The sequence below is a fragment of the Nocardioides sp. genome (assembly GCF_047606145.1).
Lineage (GTDB): Bacteria > Actinomycetota > Actinomycetes > Propionibacteriales > Nocardioidaceae > Nocardioides.
Window position 1 is genome coordinate 26854 of sequence record NZ_JASGET010000166.1, and the last position, 15300, is coordinate 42153.

General features: G+C 69.9%; 17 protein-coding genes. 14 read left to right on the forward strand and 3 right to left on the reverse strand.

Annotated features, from left to right (window positions below; genetic code table 11):
- Positions 1-34: 34 nt before the first annotated feature.
- Together QM638_RS22300 and QM638_RS22305 are read left to right on the forward strand one after the other, a co-directional pair.
- Positions 35-688, forward strand: coding sequence for a hypothetical protein (locus QM638_RS22300; RefSeq protein WP_415145746.1), 654 nt, complete (start codon positions 35-37; stop codon positions 686-688).
- Between the two features lie 103 nt (positions 689-791).
- A complete protein-coding gene (locus tag QM638_RS22305; RefSeq protein ID WP_415145747.1) occupies positions 792-1292 on the forward strand; it encodes a hypothetical protein in 501 nt (166 codons plus the stop codon).
- A 71-nt stretch (positions 1293-1363) separates the two neighbouring features.
- Here QM638_RS22305 and QM638_RS22310 read toward each other — a convergent pair whose 3' ends face one another.
- Positions 1364-2218 (reverse strand): serine/threonine-protein kinase, encoded by an 855-nt coding sequence (locus QM638_RS22310; RefSeq protein ID WP_415145749.1) that lies wholly within the window; start codon positions 2216-2218, stop codon positions 1364-1366.
- A gap of 126 nt (positions 2219-2344) precedes the next feature.
- Here QM638_RS22310 and QM638_RS22315 point away from each other — a divergent pair, with 126 nt between their 5' ends.
- From QM638_RS22315 to QM638_RS22350, 8 genes are all read left to right on the forward strand, one after another.
- Entirely contained in the window at positions 2345-2725 is a 381-nt protein-coding gene (locus QM638_RS22315) for a metal-sensitive transcriptional regulator (RefSeq protein WP_415145751.1), read from the forward strand.
- A gap of 17 nt (positions 2726-2742) precedes the next feature.
- Positions 2743-2952, forward strand: a complete 210-nt coding sequence (locus QM638_RS22320) for a heavy-metal-associated domain-containing protein (RefSeq protein ID WP_415145752.1) — start codon at positions 2743-2745, stop codon at positions 2950-2952.
- Between the two features lie 29 nt (positions 2953-2981).
- Positions 2982-5099: a heavy metal translocating P-type ATPase gene (locus QM638_RS22325; protein WP_415145863.1), complete on the forward strand. Its 2118-nt coding sequence runs from the start codon at positions 2982-2984 to the stop codon at positions 5097-5099.
- Between the two features lie 245 nt (positions 5100-5344).
- On the forward strand, positions 5345-5635 hold the full coding sequence (gene rpsF, locus QM638_RS22330) for a 30S ribosomal protein S6 (RefSeq protein WP_415145754.1): 291 nt from the start codon (positions 5345-5347) through the stop codon (positions 5633-5635).
- Between the two features lie 134 nt (positions 5636-5769).
- Complete coding sequence (locus QM638_RS22335) at positions 5770-6360, forward strand: single-stranded DNA-binding protein (RefSeq protein ID WP_415145756.1); 591 nt, start codon at positions 5770-5772, stop codon at positions 6358-6360.
- Positions 6361-6451: 91 nt separating this feature from the next.
- Entirely contained in the window at positions 6452-6688 is a 237-nt protein-coding gene (rpsR, locus tag QM638_RS22340) for a 30S ribosomal protein S18 (protein ID WP_415145757.1), read from the forward strand.
- A 14-nt stretch (positions 6689-6702) separates the two neighbouring features.
- Positions 6703-7149 (forward strand): 50S ribosomal protein L9, encoded by a 447-nt coding sequence (rplI, locus tag QM638_RS22345; RefSeq protein WP_415145759.1) that lies wholly within the window; start codon positions 6703-6705, stop codon positions 7147-7149.
- Positions 7150-7288: 139 nt separating this feature from the next.
- Positions 7289-8083, forward strand: a complete 795-nt coding sequence (locus QM638_RS22350; RefSeq protein ID WP_415145761.1) for a helix-turn-helix transcriptional regulator — start codon at positions 7289-7291, stop codon at positions 8081-8083.
- Here the strand turns inward: QM638_RS22350 and QM638_RS22355 are convergent.
- Positions 8072-9337, reverse strand: coding sequence for an MFS transporter (locus tag QM638_RS22355; protein ID WP_415145762.1), 1266 nt, complete (start codon positions 9335-9337; stop codon positions 8072-8074). The two genes, QM638_RS22350 and QM638_RS22355, sit on opposite strands and share 12 nt — an antisense overlap.
- A gap of 81 nt (positions 9338-9418) precedes the next feature.
- A complete protein-coding gene (locus QM638_RS22360) occupies positions 9419-10753 on the reverse strand; it encodes an MATE family efflux transporter (RefSeq protein WP_415145764.1) in 1335 nt (444 codons plus the stop codon).
- A gap of 561 nt (positions 10754-11314) precedes the next feature.
- On the opposite strand from QM638_RS22360, the gene dnaB reads away from it, so the two are divergent.
- The 4 genes from dnaB to QM638_RS22380 all read left to right on the forward strand — a co-directional run bounded on the left by dnaB (position 11315) and on the right by QM638_RS22380 (position 15279).
- The gene (gene dnaB, locus QM638_RS22365) at positions 11315-12751 is read left to right on the forward strand and encodes a replicative DNA helicase (protein WP_415145766.1); all 1437 of its coding nucleotides are present in this window, start codon (positions 11315-11317) and stop codon (positions 12749-12751) included.
- A gap of 279 nt (positions 12752-13030) precedes the next feature.
- Positions 13031-14320, forward strand: a complete 1290-nt coding sequence (locus QM638_RS22370; RefSeq protein WP_415145768.1) for a site-specific DNA-methyltransferase — start codon at positions 13031-13033, stop codon at positions 14318-14320.
- 3 nt (positions 14321-14323) lie between these two features.
- Positions 14324-14983: a DNA methyltransferase gene (locus QM638_RS22375; protein WP_415145770.1), complete on the forward strand. Its 660-nt coding sequence runs from the start codon at positions 14324-14326 to the stop codon at positions 14981-14983.
- A complete protein-coding gene (locus QM638_RS22380; RefSeq protein ID WP_415145771.1) occupies positions 14983-15279 on the forward strand; it encodes a hypothetical protein in 297 nt (98 codons plus the stop codon). Before QM638_RS22375 ends, QM638_RS22380 begins: the two co-directional genes overlap by 1 nt.
- The last annotated feature ends 21 nt before the right edge of the window (positions 15280-15300 follow it).

Consider the following 15300-nt stretch of genomic DNA (forward strand, 5'->3'; position numbering starts at 1 on the left):
TTAGTGACTTCGGGAAGCGGGAAGGCCGAGCGGCATGAGCTCTTCCACGCCTCCTCCGCCGGGTGGTCAGTACCCCCAGCAACCGCAACAGCCCCAGCAACCCCAGCAGCCGGGGTATCCCTCGGCCCCGCCGTCGTACGGCGCCCCGCAGAGCCCGCAGGGCTACCCGCAGCAGTACCCGGGCTATCCGACCCCGCCGGGGTACCCCGGTCAGCAGGGCTACCCGCCCCAGGGTCAGTACGGCGGCTACCCCGGTCCGTACGGCGCGCCGCGGCCGTTCAACGCCCGCCCGTTCCAGGCGGCCGTCGTCGCCGCCGGGGTGCTGGCCCTGGTGGTCAGCGAGTTCATGTTCTACAAGCCGAAGGGCGGCTCCTACGGCGATGCCGGCCTCAACCTCGACGCCTATCACGGCTTCCTCGGCTGGGCCGGCGTGTGGCTGGTCTTCCTCGGCGCGCTCGTGGTGGCCGCTCCGCTGCTCGGCACCAGGTTCGCGCAGGCCTCACTGGTCAGCCTCGGCGCCTCCGGCCTCGGCCTGATCCTGCTCGTCGTGGGCATCTTCGTGCATCCCAAGCTGGGTGGCTCCGCCGAGCTGCAGCCGTACGTGACCTACTACCTCGCGGTCGTGCTCGCCCTGGTCGTCGCCGGGCTCTCCGCACTGTTGCTGGTGCGCGACAAGGGCACCGCCTGAGCCTGACCGGTCACGTCGCGACGGTCACCGTCTTGCGCTTCGTGGCCGCAGGCCCCAGATTAGGGCCCAATTATCGAACACATCCTGAGCAGGAGCCAATGAGATGTCCAACCAGACGCCCCCACCGCCTCCGCCGTCCACTCCGCAGCCGGCCGGCGCGGGCGGCTTCGATCCCAACAACGCCCTCAACGACCTGAAGTCGGCCGGGCGGGAGAACCTGGCACTCGCCGCCATCGGCGTGCTCACTTTCATCTGGGGACTGCTGCCCTACTACACCGCCAGCAGCGGTGGGTTGAGTGCCTCCGGTAACGCCTGGCACGGGTTCTTCGGCTGGTTCGCCACTCTGCTGGCGCTCGCCGCCGGCGTGCTGGCGATCCTGCCGGCTCTCAAGGTCAAGGTGCCGGTGCCGTCGGTGACCATCGTGGGACTCTTCGGGGTCGCCTTCATCTTCACGCTGCTGGCCCTGTTCATCTGGCCAGGGAAGGTGTCCGGACTCGATATCGACTACGGACATGGTGTCGGCTACTGGCTGGCCCTCATCTTCACCCTGGGCGGCACCGCGCTCTCGGGCTACCTCTACACCAAGGAGCAGAAGCTCGCCTGAGCCTGGCTCCTCCCGATCCGCTCGCCCGTCCCCGGTCTGCCGGGGGCGGGCGTGGTGCGTCCTGCCTCCCTTCACCACCAGAACCGTGGCGCTCGTCGACGCCGCGGGAGATCGAGCGCAAGCGCCCGCCGTACGTCGAGCTGGGCGTCGCCGAGCCGGTCGGTCACCGTGGGCCATTGCCGTGAGCGGGGCGCTCGGCCGGGTGGTGGGCGATGCTGCCGAAGCATCCGTCGAGCCTGTCGCGCCGACGGCGGCCGGAGGCCCGGATCCGCCGCCGTCAGGGCGGCCAGCAGCGGTGCGATCGGCTCGGCCTGCCTGGTGCTGAGCATCCGCTCGGCCACGCGTCCGGCGGCATAGAGGTCCGCCCGTGGCTCGGGCGGTGCGCCGAGCGCCTGCTCGGGCGGGAGGTAGCCGTCGGTGCCGACGGTGCCCGGACAGGACGACGTCGCGACCGCCGCCACCCCGAAGTCGGCCAGGCGAAGATGCGGCAGACCGCTGCCGGTGACCTCCAGGAGCAGGTTCGCGGGCTTGACGTCGCGGTGCACGACGCCGGCGGCGTGCACCGCGGCGAGGGCGGCCAGCAGCTGGTCGAGGAGGACGACGACGAAGTCGAGCGGCAGCGGCCCGTGCTCGGCGCGGAGGTCGGCGAGGGTGCCGCCGCGCACCAGATCCATCGCGAAGAGCACCGAGGCGTCCTCGGCCGCCCAGCTCGTCGGCGCGACCACGTGCGGATGCACGATGCGCACCCCCTGCTCGCCGACGAAGCGCAGCAGCGCGGCGCTGTCGGTCGCGGCCAGCACCTTCGCGGCCACCCAGCGCTGGGTGCGGACGTCGTACGCCCGCCAGACCGAGCCCATCCCGCCCGCGCCGATCGGGTCGACGAGGACGTACCGGCCGGCCACGGTCGTGGCTTCGAGGCGTGACATCACCCGGCCCACGGTAGGTGGGTGCCGGCGCGGGTGGGCCGGTCGTCGTACGACTGTGGACAACCGCGCCGGCGGCGATACCCCCTCGGGGTAGATTTCGGTACCCTTGGGGGGTATGTTCGACGCATGAGCGACACCATTCCGAACCCCTCCGCCACGTCGGCCCCGGAGGGGGTCGCCGGCGAGCAGAGCAACCAGCAGGACGGTCCGCAGGGCCACGAGCACGGATACCTGCATCACGGCAACAAGGACGCCTACCTCAAGCGGCTGCGCCGGGTGGAGGGACAGATCCGCGGGCTGCAGCGGATGGTCGACTCCGAGGCGTACTGCATCGACATCCTGACCCAGGTCAGCGCCGCCACGAAGGCGCTGCAGTCGGTGGCACTCGGACTGCTCGACGAGCACCTGAACCACTGCGTCGCCGAGGCGGTCCGCGACGGCGGACCCCAGGCGGACGCCAAGCTCGCCGAGGCCTCCGAGGCGATCGCTCGCCTGGTCCGGTCCTGAGGAAGAGGGAGAGACAGATGAGCAGGCACACCTTCACCGGCACCGTCGCCGGGATGACCTGCGACCACTGCGTCGCCTCGGTCACCGAGGAGATCGGCGCACTCGCCGGCGTGAGCGCGGTGACGGTCGACCTGGCCAGCGGTGCGCTCAGCGTCGAGGCCGACCGAGAGCTCGGCCCCGACGAGGTACGGGCGGCGGTCGCCGACGCGGGCTACCAGCTGACATGAGCGCCCGGGTGAACCAACCACGCGACCGCCTGGAGCGCGTCGGCGACCGGGTCGGTGCGTCGCCCGGCCTGATCCAGCTCGATCTGGAGGGCATGACCTGCGCGTCCTGCGCGAACCGGATCGAGCGCCGGCTGAACCGGCTGGACGGGGTCGAGGCGAGCGTGAACTACGCCACCGAGCGGGCGAGCGTCACCCGTGACCCAGCGGTGAGCACCGCGGAGCTGATCGCCGCCGTCGAGGCCGCCGGCTACCACGCCACGGTGACGCCGACCGAGCCCACCGCGGAGCCGGGCTCCGCCGACCGGTCGGCGCGGACGCTGCGCGTCCGGCTCTGGCTGGCGGTCACCCTGACCGTGCCGGTCGCGGTGATCGCCATGGTGCCGACCCTGCACTTCCCCGGCTGGGGCTGGGCCACGCTGGCACTCGCGACCCCGGTCGTCGGCTGGGTTGGATGGCCCTTCCACCGGGCGGCGCTGGTCAACGCCCGGCATGGCGCCGCCACCATGGACTCGCTGGTGAGCGTCGGCACCCTGGCGGCGTACCTGTGGTCCCTGGTCGCCCTCGTCACCGGCAGCGGCGGCCATCTCTACCTCGAGGCCGCCGCGGTGGTGACCACGTTCGTGCTGGCGGGGCGGTACGCCGAGAACCGGGCGAAGACCCGGGCCGGCGATGCGCTGCGCAGCCTGGGCGCGCTGGGCGCCAAGGACGTCGCGGTGCTGCGCGAGGGCCTCGAGACCCGGATCCCGGTCGCCCGGCTGCGGGTCGGCGACCTCTTCGTGGTCAGGCCCGGGGAGAAGATCGCCACCGACGGCCGGGTGGTCGAGGGTGTCTCCGCGGTGGACAACTCGCTGCTCACCGGCGAATCGATGCCGGTCGAGGTCGGCGAGGGCGACGAAGTGGTCGGCGCGAGCCTGAACGCCGGCGGACGGCTGGTCGTCACCGCGACCCGGGTCGGCCGGGACACCCAGCTGGCCCAGCTGACCCGACTGGTCGAGGAGGCGCAGAACGGGAAGGCGGCGGTGCAGCGTCTGGCGGACCGGATCTCGGCGGTCTTCGTGCCCGCGGTGATCGCGCTCGCGCTGCTCACCCTGATCGGCTGGCTGGCCTTCGGCGGTGGCGCCGAGGCGGCCTTCACCGCGGCGGTGGCGGTGCTGATCATCGCCTGCCCGTGTGCGCTCGGCCTGGCCACGCCGACCGCGCTGCTGGTCGGGACCGGCCGCGGCGCGCAGCTCGGCATCCTGATCCGAGGCCCCGAGGTGCTCGAGTCCACCCGGCGGGTGGACACGGTCGTGCTCGACAAGACCGGCACGGTGACCACCGGCGAGATGGCCCTCACCGGCGTCGAGCCGACCGGTGAGCTGGATCGGGCCGAGGTGCTGCGCCTGGCCGGCGCGGTCGAGGCCGGCTCGGAGCATCCGGTCGGCCGGGCGATCCACGCGGCGGCGGCCGGGCGCGGTGAGCTGCCCGCCGTGGTCGGGTTCCGCAACGAGCCCGGGCTCGGGGTCGAGGGCGTGGTGGAGGGTCGTCGGGTCTACGTCGGTCGTCGGGGTTCGGGTGCGGAGGATGGCGTCGAGGTGGCGGTCGACGGATCCACCGTCGGCGTCCTCGAGGTGGCCGACCAGGTCAGGCCGACCTCCGCCGAGGCGATCGCGCGGCTGCGCGGGCTCGGGCTGCGGCCGGTCCTGCTGACCGGCGACCGCGCCGAGGTGGCCGACGCCGTGGCTGGTCAGGTCGGCATCGACGAGGTCATCGCCGGCGTACTCCCCGAGGGGAAGGTCGAGGCGGTGGCCGGGCTGCAACACCAGGGCCGGGTGGTGGCGATGATCGGCGACGGGGTCAACGACGCCGCCGCGCTCGCCCAGGCCGACCTGGGCCTGGCCATGGGCACCGGCAGCGATGTCGCGATCCAGGCCAGCGACCTGACCCTGGTCGGCGGCGACCTGCGGTCCGCGGCGGACGCGATCCGGCTCGCGCGCCGTACCCTCGGCATCATCCGGGGCAACCTGTTCTGGGCGTTCGCCTACAACCTGGCCGCGATCCCGCTCGCCGCCGCCGGCCTGCTCGACCCGATGATCGCCGGCGCCGCGATGGCCTGCTCCTCGCTGTTCGTGGTCGGCAACTCGCTGCGGCTGCGGCGGTTTCGGTAGCGGGGGCGTGACCGTTCGGCAAGGTATGCAGCTCAATGCGCACTTCCCCGGTGGAGTTCCGCGGGGGAAGTGCCCGCTCGGCTGCATACCTTGCCGAACGCGCCCGGGCGCTGTACGACGATTCGGCGGGCATCGCCGCCGGTTGATAGCCTGCGTTGTCCCGTCCGGTCCGAAGGGCGGGCAACGCTAGCCCTCCTGCCACGGAGAGACCGTGGCCGCCGAGTCCGTAGGAGGTGGAGACAGCTATGCGTGCCTATGAAGTGATGGTCATCCTCGACCCGAGTCTGGACGAGCGCACCGTCGCCCCGTCGCTCGACAAGTACCTCGCCGTGGTCCGTAACGACGGTGGCACCGTCGAGAACGTCGACGTGTGGGGCCGCCGCCGGCTGGCCTACGAGGTCAAGAAGAACGCCGAGGGCATCTACGCCGTCGTCAACCTGACGGCGGAGCCGAAGACCGTCCAGGAGCTGGACCGTCAGCTCGGTCTGAACGAGTCCATCCTGCGCACCAAGGTCATCCGCCCCGACGCTCACTGAGCGCCGGGTCTGTGGATGATCCCTGTCGGCGGTGGGCAGCTCCGGGTTAGATGGTCCCTGACACCACGTCATCGACCGACTCGAAGCGGCCGACGCGCCGATGAGAGCACCAGCAACTAGCGAGGGAGAGCCCTATGGCAGGCGACACCGTCATCACCGTCGTCGGCAATCTTGTCGACGACCCCGAACTGCGGTTCACGCCGTCGGGTGCAGCGGTGGCGAACTTCCGGATCGCCTCGACGCCGCGCAGCTTCAACCGGCAGACCAACGAGTGGGAGGACGGCGAGGCGCTGTTCCTGTCCTGCTCGATCTGGCGTCAGGCCGCGGAGAACGTGGCCGAGTCACTGCAGCGCGGCATGCGTGTCGTGGTGCAGGGGCGGCTGAAGTCGCGGACCTACGAGACGCGTGAGGGCGAGAAGCGCACGGTCTTCGAGCTCGACGTCGAAGAGGTCGGCCCCTCGCTGCGCTACGCCACCGCCAAGGTGACCCGCGCCTCCCGCCAGTCCGGCGGGCAGGGTGGCTACAGCAACAGCGGTGGAGGGTACGGCGGCCAGGCCGCCGCCGCGCCGGCCAACGACCCGTGGGCCCAGTCGCCCCAGTCGGGGCAGCCAGCCCAGTCCGGCCAGTCGGGACAGCCAGCACAGTCGGGCCAGTCCGGACAGTCCGCGCCGGCCAACGACCCGTGGGCCGTGCCCGGTGTCGGGAACGACGAGCCCCCGTTCTGAGTCGCTGAGCTCCACCGAAATACGAATCCCTCAACCATTCCGGCACACACCCGCTCCGGCGGGGCCGGGCTTCTAGGAAGGAAGCACCACAATGGCCAAGGCAGTGATTCGCAAGCCGAAGAAGAAGGTTTGCCAGTTCTGCAAGGAGAAGACGACGGCGGTCGACTACAAGGACACCGCGCTTCTTCGCAAGTTCATCTCCGACCGCGGCAAGATCCGCGCGCGTCGCGTGACCGGCAACTGCGTCCAGCACCAGCGCGATGTGGCCATCGCGGTCAAGAACGCCCGTGAGGTCGCCCTGCTGCCCTACACCTCGACCGGTCGCTGAGAGGAGTCGGAGAGATGAAGATCATTCTGACCCAGGAGGTCACCGGCCTCGGCTCCGCCGGGGACGTCGTCGAGGTCAAGGACGGGTACGCTCGCAACTACCTGGTCCCGCGCGGCGACGCGATCCGCTGGACCCGCGGTGCACAGAGCCAGGTCGACCAGATCAAGGCCGCCCGGTCCGCTCGCGCGGTCCGCGACTCCGAGCACGCCGGCGAGATCAAGGGCAAGCTCGAGGCCGCCCCAGTCAGTGTCAAGGTGCGCGCCGGGAAGGACGGCAGGCTCTACGGCGCGGTCACCTCGGCCGAGATCGCCGCGGCGGTGGCCGAGGCCACCGGCGAGTCGATCGACCGCCGTACCATCGCGCTCGGCAACCCGATCAAGTCGCTCGGCTCGCACGAGGTCTCGGTCAAGCTGCACGACGAGGTGTCGGCCAAGCTCGCCCTCAACGTCATCCCGGCCTGAGGCTGCTCTTTCCGCGTCCCCGATCTTTCGCACCCGATCCTCGCTGAGTCGGGTGCGGAAGGTCGGGGACGCGTCGGCGTCGTGGGCCTCGGAGCGCGATGCCCGGAATATCGCGGCCTCGGTGCTGGCTGCTGGAGTCATGACCCTGGTCCAGTCGCCGGCCGCGGAGGCCGCCCGACCACAGCGGCTGCGCCTCTCGGCGGGTGCCGAGCTGAGCGTGATGCCGGGCCGGCGATGGCTGTTGGTGCAGCGCGGCGGCGTTCGGCTCGCGACCTCCGCCGGCGAGATCGCGTTGGCGACCGGTGACGCGGTGGTCGCCGAGATCCGTACGGCGCACCGGGTGATCGCCTCGGCCGACTCGGTGCTGGTGGTGGCCGATCTGCGCCATGCGCGGCCGATGACGGTGCCGAGTCCGTTCGTGGTCCGGGACTTCACCGGGCAGCACCCCGGGGTGGCGGCGCTGATCGCGCGGTGTCCGCTGCAGGACGCGGTGATGCCGCCGCTGTTCGCGGAGAGCTACCTGAGCCTGATCGCGGCCGCGGTCCAGACCAGCTGGCTCGGTCAGGACCCACCGTCCGAGGACGCGGGTGGCGTCGGGGTGGTCGACAGCGTGGTCACCCGTGTCGTCGATCGGGTGGCCGCGAGTCCGGGTGAGGCCTGGTCGGTGGCGCGGATGGCCGCGCTGGCGCACCTGTCCAGGTCGGCGCTGGCCGAACGGTTCCGCCGCTCGCTCGGCCGCTCCCCGGCCGATGTGGTGCGGGAGATCCGGATGGACACCGCCCGCGATCTGCTGGCCGATCCCGCCCGGGGCGTCGCCTACGTCGCCCACCGGGTGGGCTACTCCTCGACCGCCGCGTTCAGCCGGGCGTTCTCGGCCCACCACGGGCAGGCGCCACAGGCATGGCGGACCGAGCGGCGAGTCTCAGCGCGATGAGGAGCCTCGCCGTGACGGCAGCGCCGCGAACCCGATCCCGGCGAGTCCGGCGGCGACCGCTCCCACCAGGAACGCGCTGGCCAGGCCGCGGCTGTCGAGGAGCGCGCCGCCGACCGCCGAGCCGAGTGTGATCGCCACCTGGAACGCGGTGACCTGCAGTGACAGCGCCGACTCCGCCCGATCCGGCTCGGCCCGCGTGACCCAGAGCTGGGTGGTCACCGGGACGGCGTTGAAGGCCAGCCCCCAGGCCACCACGGCGACCACCAGCACCGGTACCGTCTCGGCGCTCGCCGCCAGGACCAGGCTCGCCGCCAACAGCAGCGGTGCCGCGGCGGCGACGATGCGCAGGCGGCTGGCGAACCGACCGGCGGCCAGGTTGCCGACGACGCCACCGGCGCCCCAGGCGAGCAACAGCCAGCCGGTCTGGTCCGGTGCGACCACGGCGATCGCGGGGCGGATGTAGGGATAGGCGGCGAAGTTGCCGAACGCGATCAGGACGATCAGCGCGATCCCGCACATCAGGCGGCGGTGGGACAGCGCCCGCCGCAGCGCGGACAGACCGGCTCCCGGTCGCACCGGCACCGCGGGCAACGTGCGGGCGACCGCGGCGGCGCTGAGGACACTGAGCACCGTCGCCGCCCAGAAGACGGCGCGCCAGCCGACCGCGTCCGCCGCCACCGAGGCCAACGGCACTCCGACGATGGTGGCGAGGGTGACGCCGAGGGCGAGCGTGGTGGAGACGACGTGGTCGCGACCGGGCATCGCGTGGGTGCCCGCGCCGAACGCGAAGGACCAGTAGCCGGCGATCGCCACTCCGAGGACGAGCCGGCCGACCAGGAGGATGGCGAAGGAGGGTGCCAGCGCGACGGTCAGGTTGGAGAGCGTCGCCGCCAGCAACAGCCAGATCAGGATCGTGCGCCGATCGGTGCGCGGGAACACCACGGCGATGCTCGGCGCCGTGACCGCGCCGGCCAGCGCGGTCGCCGCCACGGCGAGGCCGGCACGACCCTCGCTGACGCCGAGGGCGCCGGCCATCGCGGGGAGCACGCTCGCCGGCAGGAACTCACTGGAGACCAGCGCGCCGATGCCCAGTCCGAGGGCGAGGATGGCGGGCCAGGCGCGATGCTCCCCGGCCGTGACGTCGGCCTCGACCTCTCTGTCTCGGTGGCCCGGGTGAGCGGCGCGGGCGGTGTCGGTGGCGGTGTCGGTGGCGTGGGCATCGGTGCCGGCCTCGACCGATGGGCAGGTGGTCATGTCTCCACGATCCCGGCTGGGGACGGGTCGCGGTTGACCGGATGGCGCCGGCTGTTGATCGATCGACCGGCGCGCCGGAGGTCAGGGACGTGCGTCCCCGGTGACCAGCCAGGACTCACCGCGCTCACGGCGGACCAGGACCACGAACCGCGCGCCCATGAACACACCGGCGAAGCACGCCCACACCCAGGCGAGTCCACCGCCCAGCGCCACCACCAGGGCGAGCACCGGGAGATAGGCCAGCAGTACGGCGAGGCCGCCCCACGCGAGGTATCGGCCGTCGCCGGCACCGATCAGCACCCCGTCGAGGACGAAGACCACGCCGGCGATCGGCTGACCGGCCGCGGCGATGAGGAGTACGGCGACCAGCAGGTGCCGGACGTCGGCGTCGGTGGTGAAGAGCCGGCCGAGCAGCGGTGATCCGGCCGCGAGCACCAGGCCCAGCCCGACACCGACCACCACTCCCCAGCCGATCATCCGGACGGTGATCGCCCGGGTCGTCGTACGGTCGCCGGAGCCGAGGGCGCGGCCGGTGAGCGCCTGCGCGGCGATGGCGATCGCGTCCAGGATGAAGGCCAGCGTGGACCATAGCGTGAAGGCGATCTGGTGGGCGGCCAGCGCGACCGACTGGGCCTCGCCGGCCTGGGACCGGGTGACCGCGTAGGTGGTGGCGAGGATCGCGACGCGCAGGGTCAGGGTGCGCACCACCAGGGCGAGTCCCGCGCGGGCCGCGGCGCGGATGCCGGGCAGGTCGGGGCGCAGCGCGGCGTGCTCGTGCAACGCGGCGCGGACCACGACGGTCAGGAGTACGCCGGCGGCACAGCTCTGCGCGATCACCGAGCCGATCGCGGACCCGGCGATGCCGAGGCCGGCGCCGTAGACCAGGGCGACGTTGAGGACGACGTTGAGCAGGTTGCCGCCGATGGCCGCGACCATCGGGGTACGGGTGTCCTGGAAGCCGCGGAGCACCCCGGTCGCGGCGAGCATGACGAGCAGCGGCGTCAGGCCGAGCGCGGCGATGCGCAGGTAGGTGGTGGCCGGGCCGATGACCTGGCCGTCGGCGCCGACCAGCTGCCCCAGCGGCCGGGCGAGCAGGATGGTCGGCAGCGTGACCAGGACGCCGATCACCATCGCCAGCCAGAGGCCGTCGATGCCCTGGGCCAGGGCGCCGCGCTGGTCCCCGGCGCCGATCCGGCGGGCCACGCTGGCGGTGGTGCCGTAGGCGAGGAAGACGCACAGGCCCACGATGGTCTGCAACACGGCGCCGGCGACGCCGAGCCCGGCGAGCTGGGCGGTGCCGAGGTGGCCGACGATCGCGGAGTCGGCGAGCAGGAACAGCGGCTCGGCCACCAGGGCGAGGAAGGCGGGTACGGCGAGGCGCCAGATCTCGCGGTCGAGCTGGCGCGGGGACGGCATGGGCGCACGGTAGCGGAGTCGATGGGCCGCTCGGACGGGCCGTTGACGAGGCGGCCAAGAGCAACGACGCCATTGGCGAAAGGTGACGGTGGATAACTTGTGGATTTCTCCCCGCCCGGCGCTTTGTCGACATAGCGCCAGCGGATCGGTCCACCGATCGGACGGCGGACCGGATTTGTCCGGCAGTAGTTTTCCTCCACAGCATGTGAGCGGTGTTTGCGCAGGTCAGCGCCGTGTTGGAGCGTCCTCGACGCGCGTTTTCCGCAGACGTGTCCCCAGCAGGTGCACAACGAACGGCGTGTCGTCCACGGGCGTCCCCCAGTTATCCCCAGGGCCTGTGGATAACTGGGGTGCGGGGAGTCGTCGGCGGCCTTCGCGAGCACGTATCGTCGCGCGGGATCGAGCGCTCGGCAGTCGCGGGGCGTCGTACCTGGTGTGGGACGGACTGTCGGTGGCTGGTTCTAGCGTGAGGTGCAACGAACGACGGGTCGGTGATGGTGCGGCGATGGTTCGGAGACGGTCGGTGAACACGGGGCGGCACTGGGTGAAGGGACTGGTTCGGTGAGTGTGACGGAGTCCGGGGCGCCGTCGCCGGCGGAGCCGCCGGGCGACTGGGACGAGAGCTTCGCGGAATGGTCGGACGGACCGGCGCCGTACGAGCCGGGTGAGCGGCCGCGTCGGCCGGGGGAGCGTACGCCGCCGCAGGACATCGCCGCCGAGCAGGCGGTGCTCGGCTCGATGCTGATCTCGAAGGACGCCATCGCCGACGTGGTCGAGGTGATTCGCGGGGTCGACTTCTACCGTCCGGCGCACGAGACCATCTACGACACCGTGATCGACATGTTCGGCCGGGGCGAGCCGGCCGACATGATCACCGTCGCCAGCGAGCTCGAGCGCCGCGGCGAGCTGGAGCGGATCGGTGGCGCGCCGTACCTGCACACGCTCGCGGCCAACGTGCCGATCGCCGCCAACGCCGGGTTCTACGCCGAGATCGTGCGCGAGCAGGCGGTCTTGCGGCGGCTGGTCGACGCCGGCACCCGGATCGTGCAGATGGGCTACAGCGCGGAGGGCGAGGTCGACGACATCGTCGACGGCGCGCAGGCGGAGATCTTCAAGATCACCGAGAAGCGCGCCTCGGAGGACTATTCGCCGCTCTCCGACATCATGGACGGCGTCCTGGACGAGATCGAGGCGATCTCCAACCGGGAGGCCGGCATCTACGGCGTGCCGACCGGTTTCGCCGACCTCGACGAGCTGACCAACGGCCTGCACGCCGGTCAGATGATCATCGTCGCGGCGCGGCCGGCCATGGGGAAGTCGACCCTCGCCCTGGACCTGTGTCGGGCGGCGTCGATCCACAACAACCTGACCAGCGTGTTCTTCAGCCTGGAGATGAGCCGCTCGGAGATCACGATGCGGTTGCTCTCCGCGGAGGCGAAGGTGCCGCTGAACCACATCCGCAACGGGAACATGAGCGACGACGACTGGAACAAGCTCGCCCAGAAGATGGGCGAGGTCTCCTCGGCGCCGATGTTCATCGACGACAGCCCGAACATGACCATGATGGAGATCCGGTCCAAGGCGAGACGGCTCAAGCAGCGACACGACCTGAAGCTGGTGGTGCTCGACTACCTGCAGCTGATGAGCTCCGGCAAGAAGGTCGAGTCCCGTCAGCTGGAGGTCTCGGAGTTCTCCCGACAGATCAAGCTGCTGGCCAAGGAGCTCGACGTACCGATCATCGCGCTCTCCCAGCTCAACCGCGGCTCCGAGCAGCGCTCGGACAAGCGGCCGATGGTCTCGGACCTGCGCGAGTCGGGCTCACTCGAGCAAGACGCCGACATGGTCATCCTGCTGCACCGCGACGATGTCTACGAGAAGGAGTCGACTCGCCCCGGCGAGGCCGACCTGATCGTGGCCAAGCACCGCAACGGGCCGACCAAGGACCTGGTCGTCGCCTTCCAGGGGCACTACAGCCGGTTCGTCGACATGGCGCACTGACACGGTGCTGATGTCGAGATGCAGCGAACATTGACAACTCGCTGTCAATGTCAAGATCGACTCTTCTGGTCGACTTTCATGGCTGCACGGGGCTCGAAGGTAGTGGGAGAGCGGGTCGGATCCTGAGCGGACGCTCCAGCGCCGATACGGTTGACCTGGGCGGTCCTACGAAGTGCCCGGATCGACGCATGCCCGAGACTGTCGGTCCTTGATGATCGACTGTGCGCAGCAGTCCTGGCCGGTAGCGTCTGGGACGCTGCGGACCCAGGAGGGGCGACGTTGGAACTGGAAGACCTTGAGCTGCTGAGCAAGGACGAACTGATCGAGGTGGTCGGGCGCCTTCAGGGCGAGGCCGAGCCTGGAGTCAAGTTGACCTTTCCAGGTAAGGCTACCGCGCGGCGGATCACTCGCCGGGTACGTCCGCGGGTTCAGCGCACTATCGCGAAGTACGGCGCGGGTTCGGACGAGGACCGGGCAAAGAATCTCCTCATCGAGGGTGACAACCTGCAAGCGCTTGCCACGCTGTACAAGGAACGTGGCAACGTCGATCTGATTTTGACGGACCCGCCGTACAACACGGGCGGGGACTGGCGCTACAACGACCGGTGGGACGAGGACCCCAACGATCCGGGCATCGGTGAGTTGGTGCGCGAGGACGACCGTGCTCGCCACACCAAGTGGATGAAGTTCATGTACCCCCGGCTGCTTCTCATGAAGCAGATGCTCAAGCCGACTGGCGTGCTTGCAATCTGCATCGACCACCGTGAGTTGTTCCACCTCGGACAGATGCTGGATGAGCTATTCGGCGAGCAGAACCGGCTGGCGATCATCAACTGGCAGAAGTCCTACTCGCCGCGGTCCGACAAGGATCACGTGAGCACGGCAACTGAGTATGTCCTCGTCTACGCCAAGGACGAGGAGCGGGCAAAGACCTCTCTCATGCCGCGGAGCGAGGAGATGGATGCTCGGTATCAGCGTCGAGACGGAGATCCGCGTGCATGGAAGTCCAGCGACCTCTCCGCTGGGAAGGGTCCAAAGAACCAGGGAATGGTCTATGCGATCCAGTCGCCGTTCACGGGTGAGCTGCACTATCCGCCCGAGGGCAACTGCTGGCGGATGCCCCGCCGTGAAATCAAGAGGATCCTTGAGCAGTGGGGCGTCCAGTACTCGGAACGTGACCTCAAGGACGACGCTCGGCGGGCGAAAGCCGCAGGCGTGCGCCCCGACGAGGTGCAGCCACGGGTCAAGGGTCTCGTCATCAAGGGCAGCGCGAAGGAGGCTGCGACTCAGGCCGAGGAGGTGCTGAAGAAGGGCCGCTGGCCCGTCATCTACTTCGGCGTTGATGGCCAAGGACGACCTGCGCACAAGAGGTACCTGGAAGACGTGAAGCGTGGCGTTGTTCCGATGACCTTCTGGGCAGAGGATGACCACGAGTTCCCGGCTGTTCTTGGGTCAGTGTCGTGGGAGCACGAGCAGTCTGGCCACTCGCAGACTGGGGTCAACGAACTCACGGCAGTTGTTGGTCCCGACCACAACTTCAAGACGGTGAAGCCTCTCAGGCTGTTTTAGAAGTTGATTCAGATCTGGTGCCCTCCGGACGGCACGGTTCTCGATCCCTTTGCGGGGTCGGGGACCACCGGCCATGCAGTAATGGCGCTCAATGAGACCGCAGATGCGGACCGGCGCTTCATCCTTGTCGAACAGGGGCGGCCCGAGCGAGGAGACTCCTACGCCAAGACATTGACGGCTGATCGTCTACAGCGAGTGGTCACCGGTGAGTGGGCCAACGGCCGTGGAGTAGCCCTCGAAGGCGGGTTCACCTTCCGGAGCCTCACCAAGCAAGTGGATGCCAAGGCACTGCTAGCCATGGAACGGGACGAGATGGTGGACACCGTCATCGCCTCCTACTTCGACTCCTCGCGCCGTCGCGGTCAGCATCTGCGTCCAATCAACGACCGTGCATTCAGCTATCTGGTGGCGCAGAATGCCGATGACGAGGGCTTCTATCTAGTCTGGGGTGGCGTTGGTGAAAACACCGACCTCACCGAAGAGGTATATGAGGCCTGCGTCGAGGAGGGCGAGAAGGCCAAGCTGAAGCCCGTGTACCACATCTACTCCCGGTTCAATCTGTACGCGACGCCGGGGGTCCACTGGTACCAGATCCCCGACCGGATCCTTGCTGACTTTGGGCTCGATGTGCGCACCGAGTCCTACACGGACGGGGTCGACTGATGCTGACTCTCTACCAGTTCCAGGAAGCGGCAGCGGCCAACGTCTCCTCACGGGTAGCGGAGTACCTCGCGAATCCTCAGGTGCAGACGGTTAACCGCAAGCGCCATGTGGTCCCCTTCTTCCACGCACTGTCAGCTCTCACCGGAGCGGGCAAGACCGCGATGCTCGCGGAGTCCGTTGCGCAGATCGCTGCAACTATGCCCGTCAAGCCGGTGATCATGTGGCTGTCTAAGCCTCGATCCACCGATGGGCATGGTGACGTCGTGGTCGTCGGTATCGGCCACCGTTGGCGGTAGGGGGTGCACAGGGCTGCCGGA

What these genes read in the sequence shown, in the direction of transcription:
- QM638_RS22335 (WP_415145756.1), top strand. Translation starts at nt 5,770, where the DNA reads ATGGCAGGCGACACCGTCATCACCGTCGTCGGCAATCTTGTCGACGAC.
- QM638_RS22320 (WP_415145752.1), top strand. Translation starts at nt 2,743, where the DNA reads ATGAGCAGGCACACCTTCACCGGCACCGTCGCCGGGATGACCTGCGAC.
- QM638_RS22360 (WP_415145764.1), bottom strand. Translation starts at nt 10,753, where the DNA reads ATGCCGTCCCCGCGCCAGCTCGACCGCGAGATCTGGCGCCTCGCCGTA.
- QM638_RS22315 (WP_415145751.1), top strand. Translation starts at nt 2,345, where the DNA reads ATGAGCGACACCATTCCGAACCCCTCCGCCACGTCGGCCCCGGAGGGG.
- QM638_RS22350 (WP_415145761.1), top strand. Translation starts at nt 7,289, where the DNA reads ATGACCCTGGTCCAGTCGCCGGCCGCGGAGGCCGCCCGACCACAGCGG.
- QM638_RS22300 (WP_415145746.1), top strand. Translation starts at nt 35, where the DNA reads ATGAGCTCTTCCACGCCTCCTCCGCCGGGTGGTCAGTACCCCCAGCAA.
- QM638_RS22380 (WP_415145771.1), top strand. Translation starts at nt 14,983, where the DNA reads ATGCTGACTCTCTACCAGTTCCAGGAAGCGGCAGCGGCCAACGTCTCC.
- QM638_RS22310 (WP_415145749.1), bottom strand. Translation starts at nt 2,218, where the DNA reads ATGTCACGCCTCGAAGCCACGACCGTGGCCGGCCGGTACGTCCTCGTC.
- QM638_RS22355 (WP_415145762.1), bottom strand. Translation starts at nt 9,337, where the DNA reads ATGACCACCTGCCCATCGGTCGAGGCCGGCACCGATGCCCACGCCACC.
- rpsR (WP_415145757.1), top strand. Translation starts at nt 6,452, where the DNA reads ATGGCCAAGGCAGTGATTCGCAAGCCGAAGAAGAAGGTTTGCCAGTTC.
- rplI (WP_415145759.1), top strand. Translation starts at nt 6,703, where the DNA reads ATGAAGATCATTCTGACCCAGGAGGTCACCGGCCTCGGCTCCGCCGGG.
- QM638_RS22305 (WP_415145747.1), top strand. Translation starts at nt 792, where the DNA reads ATGTCCAACCAGACGCCCCCACCGCCTCCGCCGTCCACTCCGCAGCCG.
- rpsF (WP_415145754.1), top strand. Translation starts at nt 5,345, where the DNA reads ATGCGTGCCTATGAAGTGATGGTCATCCTCGACCCGAGTCTGGACGAG.